The sequence below is a fragment of the Pyxidicoccus fallax genome, from assembly GCF_012933655.1.
GTDB classification, from domain to species: domain Bacteria; phylum Myxococcota; class Myxococcia; order Myxococcales; family Myxococcaceae; genus Myxococcus; species Myxococcus fallax.
In genome coordinates this window covers 1-4,730 of the sequence record NZ_JABBJJ010000563.1, presented here as the reverse complement: position 1 = coordinate 4,730, position 4,730 = coordinate 1, and the positions used below count along the sequence as shown (strand labels likewise).

The 4,730-nt window shown below is 72.1% G+C and carries 4 protein-coding genes; 3 read left to right on the top strand and 1 reads right to left on the bottom strand.

Features of this window, described 5'->3' with window-relative positions:
* On the bottom strand, positions 1-1,678 hold a 1,678-nt coding region (locus HG543_RS51585), incomplete at its 3' end, for a PAS domain-containing sensor histidine kinase (protein ID WP_169352352.1).
* Between the two features lie 258 nt (positions 1,679-1,936).
* Between HG543_RS51585 and HG543_RS51580 the strand changes: the two genes are divergently transcribed.
* The 3 genes from HG543_RS51580 (at position 1,937) to HG543_RS51570 (ending at position 4,723) form a co-directional block, all read left to right on the top strand.
* Positions 1,937-2,764 (top strand): hypothetical protein, encoded by an 828-nt coding sequence (locus HG543_RS51580; protein ID WP_169352351.1) that lies wholly within the window; start codon positions 1,937-1,939, stop codon positions 2,762-2,764.
* An 80-nt stretch (positions 2,765-2,844) separates the two neighbouring features.
* Positions 2,845-4,035, top strand: coding sequence for a sensor histidine kinase (locus HG543_RS51575; protein WP_169352350.1), 1,191 nt, complete (start codon positions 2,845-2,847; stop codon positions 4,033-4,035).
* The gene (locus HG543_RS51570; RefSeq protein ID WP_169352349.1) at positions 4,010-4,723 is read left to right on the top strand and encodes a response regulator; all 714 of its coding nucleotides are present in this window, start codon (positions 4,010-4,012) and stop codon (positions 4,721-4,723) included. The genes HG543_RS51575 and HG543_RS51570 overlap by 26 nt, the downstream gene beginning before the upstream one ends.
* Positions 4,724-4,730: the final 7 nt, after the last annotated feature.

Genomic DNA, 4,730 nt, shown 5'->3' with positions numbered 1-4,730 from the left:
GCCCCAGGCCCCGCCGCCCGCCGTCCCGTCCGGCCCGCTTGAAGGGGTCGAAGATGAGCGGCAGCAGCTCGGCCGGAATGGGAGGACCTTCGTTGCGCACGGTCAGCACCACGTCCGGGTTCTCCGCGCGCACGGAGACCCGCACCGGGGACTGCTCGTCGCCGTGTACCAGCGCGTTGCCCACCAGGTTGGACACCACCTGGGCCAACCGGTCCCGGTCCCACTCGCCGGAGTGGCTCCCGCGCGCGCACGCCAGCACCACCCGGCCCGGGTGCGTCAGCTCGAACTCCGCCACCGTGTCCTCCACCAGCTCGCACAGGTCCATGGGATGCCGGTTCAGGGGGATGCCGCCGCCCACGGTGGCGCGCGTGAAGTCCAGCAGGTCGTCAATCATCCGCGCCATCCGGTCCGCGCTGGTGGCGATGCGCCGCACGCCCGCCCGCACCGGCTCCGGCACCTCCTCGCGCCGCAGGAGCAGCTGGGTGGTGAGGTGGATGTTGCTCAGCGGGTTGCGCAGGTCATGGCCGACGATGCCCAGCAGCCTGTCCCGGAACTGCTCCGTGCGCTTCTCCTCCGTGACGTCCCGGAAGAACACCGCGATGCCGCCCTCGCGCGTGGGGTAGGCGCTCACGCTCGTCCAGATGTCGATGGGCGCGTAGTACGCGTCGAACCGGACGGGCACGCGCTCCTCCATCACCCGGTGGTACTCCACCCAGTAGCGCGAGTCCGGGCGCACGGTGAGCGGGAACACGTCCCAGAAGATGCGCCCCAGTGTCTCCGTGCGCCGTGTGTGCGACAGGCGCTCCTGGTTCTCGTTGACGAGCACGAAGCGGAAGTCCTTGTCGAGCACGAACAGCGCGTCCCCGTGCTCCAGCACCTCCACCGCGCGCTCGTGCTCGCGCAGCAGCCGCTCGCGCTCCTCCCGCTCGCGCTTCTGCTCGGTGACGTCGTGGAAGAAGGCGGACAGGCCCCCGTCCTCATTCGGGTGCGCGCGCACGCTGAACCAGCGATTCCAGGCGGGGTAGAGCGTCTCGAAGGAGTCCGCCTCACCCGTGTCGATGACGCGGCGGTAGTGCCGCTCCAGGTCCGTGCCGGGCGAATCCGGGAACACCTCCCAGAAGGGACGCCCCACCGACTCCTCGCGCCGCACGTCGAGCATCCGCTCCGCCTGGGGATTGATGTCGGTGAGGCGCCACTGCCCGTCCATGGCGTAGAAGCCGTCGGACATGCTCTCCAGGAGCCGCGCCCGCTGGTGCTGGGCCCGCTCGACGGCGGTCCGTCCCAGCACCCGCGCGGTGATGTCCACCAGCGTCCCCAGGAAGCGCACCGGCTGGCCGCTGGCGTCGAAGAAGGTCCGTCCGTTCGCCGCCACCCAGCGGACCTCTCCGAAGACGAGGATGCGGTACTCCAGGGAGTAGTGGCCGGTGCCCTTCGGCCGCAGCGCCCGGCGGATGGTCTCCTCCGTCAGCTCCCGGTCCTCGGGATGGATGCGCCGGAGGAACCCCTCCAGGTCCATGTGGGCGTCGGAGGGCCCGAGCCCCAGGAGCGCCATCGCCCGCTCGTCCCAGGTCAGCGCGTCCGTCCGCGGGTCGTAGTCCCACGTCCCCAGGCCCGTCACCTCCACGGCCAGCCGGAGCTGCTCCCGGTCCCTCTCGATGATGTCCTCGCGCCTGACCATGCGTTCGCCGACGGCTCCCCGGCTGCCCGGGCCCGTTCTGGGCCTCTTCCTGGGAGGTGGCGTTTCCAAGCGCGTTTCGGAAGGGGTAACGCGCCTGCCTGCCCACCGACCGGCGCAGGACCTGCGCGTCCTCTCCTCGCACCATCGCCTCGCGCATTTCCTGCGTCTCGAATCCCCGTTCTCCAGCGGAAGACCCGTGGCGCGGGGCTTGCTCAACCCGGGAGCGCTGGCCAGGACGGCCGGCGACGGGAGCCTCCCATGGCCATGCGCGACGTGATTCCGATGTGCCTCTGCCTGTTCCTCGCCACGGGTGCCGGGCAGGCGAGCGGGCTGGAGCCCGGCTCCCCGCTGATGGCCCCCAAGCGGCCGGCCGCGGAGAAGGAGTCGCCGCGCGCGCCGGAGCTGTCGCTGGCGCGCTTCCTGGAGTCGCCGGGCAGGGAGCCCGCGCGCGTGAAGCTGTGGCTGCGCCACAACACCGAGGCGCGCGGCCTCGAGGAGGGCGCCCGCGAGTTCCTGGAGCGGCTCATCCAGCTGTCGGCCGACTCGCCCCGCGAGGCCATCTTCGAGCACGAGCGGGTGACGCTGGACGCGGAGGCCCTGGCCACGGACGACGAGATTCTCGCGCTGGCGGACGCGCGCGCGGCGCTGCTGGCGCGGCAGGGGAAGCTGGACCCGGACTTCCAGGTGCTCACGGGGGAGCTGCCCCCGCCCTGGAACCCGGACGGTGCACTGGACCGCGAGGCGCTGGCGGGCCTCGTCTTCGCGCGCACGGGCCGCGCCGCGCCCCTGCCTCCGGAGGTGGACCGGCTGCTGGCGGACCTGGCCGCGCTGGACCGGCGCCTGGGCATGGTGGAGGACAAGCTGCTGCCGGTGGCCGAGGAGGCCCTGGGCGCCGCCGTCCTGGGCCTGGGCTCGGGCGAGGCGTCGATGATGGAGGTGGTCCACCGCCTCCACTTCCTCAAGCACCAGCAGCGCCGCCGGCTGGACCTGCGCGTCCAGCGGGAGCTGCTCCTCATGGAGGTCGCCCGGCGCGCCGGCTGCGCCGTGGAGGCCCTGCCGTGGGCCCCGGCGCCCGAGGCCGGCTGAAGCGCCGGTGGAGGACAGGTGCCAGGAGGATTCACGTGCCGCCGCGCGTTCGTCCTGGCTAGGCTCCTACCCCAAACACCATGGCGGAAACCCTGTTCGAGGAACTGAAGCGGTACGTGGGCTTCAACGAGCGGGACGAGCAGGCGCTCGTCGCCCTGCACGTCATCGCCCAGCCCCATTTCCCCCGCATCGCCCGCATCTTCTACGACCGCATCCTGGAGCACGAGGGCGCGCGTCAGGCGCTGGAGGGCGGGGAGAGCCAGGTCGGCCACCTGCGCGGCACGCTGGAGATATGGATGAGCCAGCTGATGCGCGGCCCCTGGGACGAGGCGTACTACGCGCTGCGCTGCCGCATCGGCCGCATGCACGTGCGCATCTCCCTGCCGCAGCACTACATGTTCGGCGCGATGAACGTCCTGCGACAGGAGCTCAACGCCGTCATCGACACGGCCTACCTCCAGGAGCCGGAGAAGCTGCGGGCCGCGCGCATGGCGCTGGGCAAGATTCTCGATTTGGAGCTGGCCATCATGCTCCACACCTACCGCGAGGACATGCAGGCGCAGCAGGCGCGCAGCGAGCGGCTGTCGACGTTCGGCCAGCTCGTGGGCTCCATCGGCCACGAGCTGCGCAACCCGCTGGGCGTCATCGAGACGTCGCTCTACATCCTCAAGGGCCGCCCCGGCGCCGTGGACGAGCGCACCGCCAAGCACCTGGAGCGCATCGGCGAGCAGGTGGGCATCGCCAACCGCATCGTCTCCGACCTCCTCGACATGATTCGCGACCGCCCCCTGCAGCGGCAGGAGGTGTGGCTGGACGAGGTGTGGCAGGAGGCGCTCAAGGCCGTGCAGCGGCCGGAGTCCGTCGTCGTGCGCGAGGAGGGGCTGCCCTCGCTCCCGCCGGTGCAGGGCGACGCGGGCCAGCTGCGCCAGGTGTTCGTCAACCTGCTGGAGAACGCGGTGCAGGCGCTGGAGGAGACGGGGGGCGGCGTGTCGCTGTCTGCGACAACGCCCGAGCCGGGCATCGCGGAGCTGGTGCTGGAGGACACGGGCCCCGGCGTGAGCGACGCCATCCGCCGCCGCCTCTTCGAGCCGTTGATGACGACGAAGGCGCGCGGCATCGGCCTGGGCCTGCCGCTGGTGCGGCGCATCCTGGAGCGCCACGGCGGCACCATCGCCTATGCTCCCCGTCCCGGTGCCGGCGCGCGCTTCGTGCTCCGGCTTCCCCTCATGCCCGCGGAGGACGCGCATGCGTCGGTACCTTCTGCTGGATGACAACCGTGCGTTCGCGGAGAACCTGGCCGAAATCCTCCGCGACGAAGGAGACCAGGCCACCGTCGTCACCAGCGGTGACGAGGCCGTGCGCCTGGCGCGCACCACGCGCTTCGACGCGCTGCTGACGGACATGCGCATGCCCGGCATGAGCGGCGCGGACGCGGTGCACCACCTGCGCCGGGTGGACCCGGGGCTGGCCGCCGTGGTCATCACCGCGTACCCCCGGGAGGACGACCTGGAGACGGCGCGCCGCGAGGGGCTCCTCGCCGTGCTGCCCAAGCCCGTGCCCATTCCCACGCTGGTGGGGCTCTTGTCCGGGGCGCGGCGCGATGGGCTGGTGGTGCTGGTGGAGGACGACCCGGCGCTGAGCGACAACCTCACCGAGGTGCTGCGCGCGAAGGGCTTCTCGTGCGTGACGGCGCACTCGGTGCTGGACACCGAGCGCATCTCCTGTGTGGAGCCCTTCGCCGCGCTGGTGGACCTGCGCGTGCCGGGCGGCCCGGACGGCGAGGCGCTGCGGCGGCTGCGCGCGCGCTACCCGAACCTGTCCACCTTCGTCATCACCGCCTTCCCGGACGCGAGCCTGACGGCGGGCGCCTCGGGCGTCTTCTCCAAACCCTTCGACACCGGCGCGCTGGTGCACGCGCTGGAGACGGCGTACGCCGCGCGCCCCGCCCGAGCCTCATGAGCGAGCC

Coding starts and splice junctions, on each gene's coding strand:
- HG543_RS51580 (WP_169352351.1), top strand. CDS start 1,937: ATGGCCATGCGCGACGTGATTCCGATGTGCCTCTGCCTGTTCCTCGCC.
- HG543_RS51575 (WP_169352350.1), top strand. CDS start 2,845: ATGGCGGAAACCCTGTTCGAGGAACTGAAGCGGTACGTGGGCTTCAAC.
- HG543_RS51570 (WP_169352349.1), top strand. CDS start 4,010: ATGCGTCGGTACCTTCTGCTGGATGACAACCGTGCGTTCGCGGAGAAC.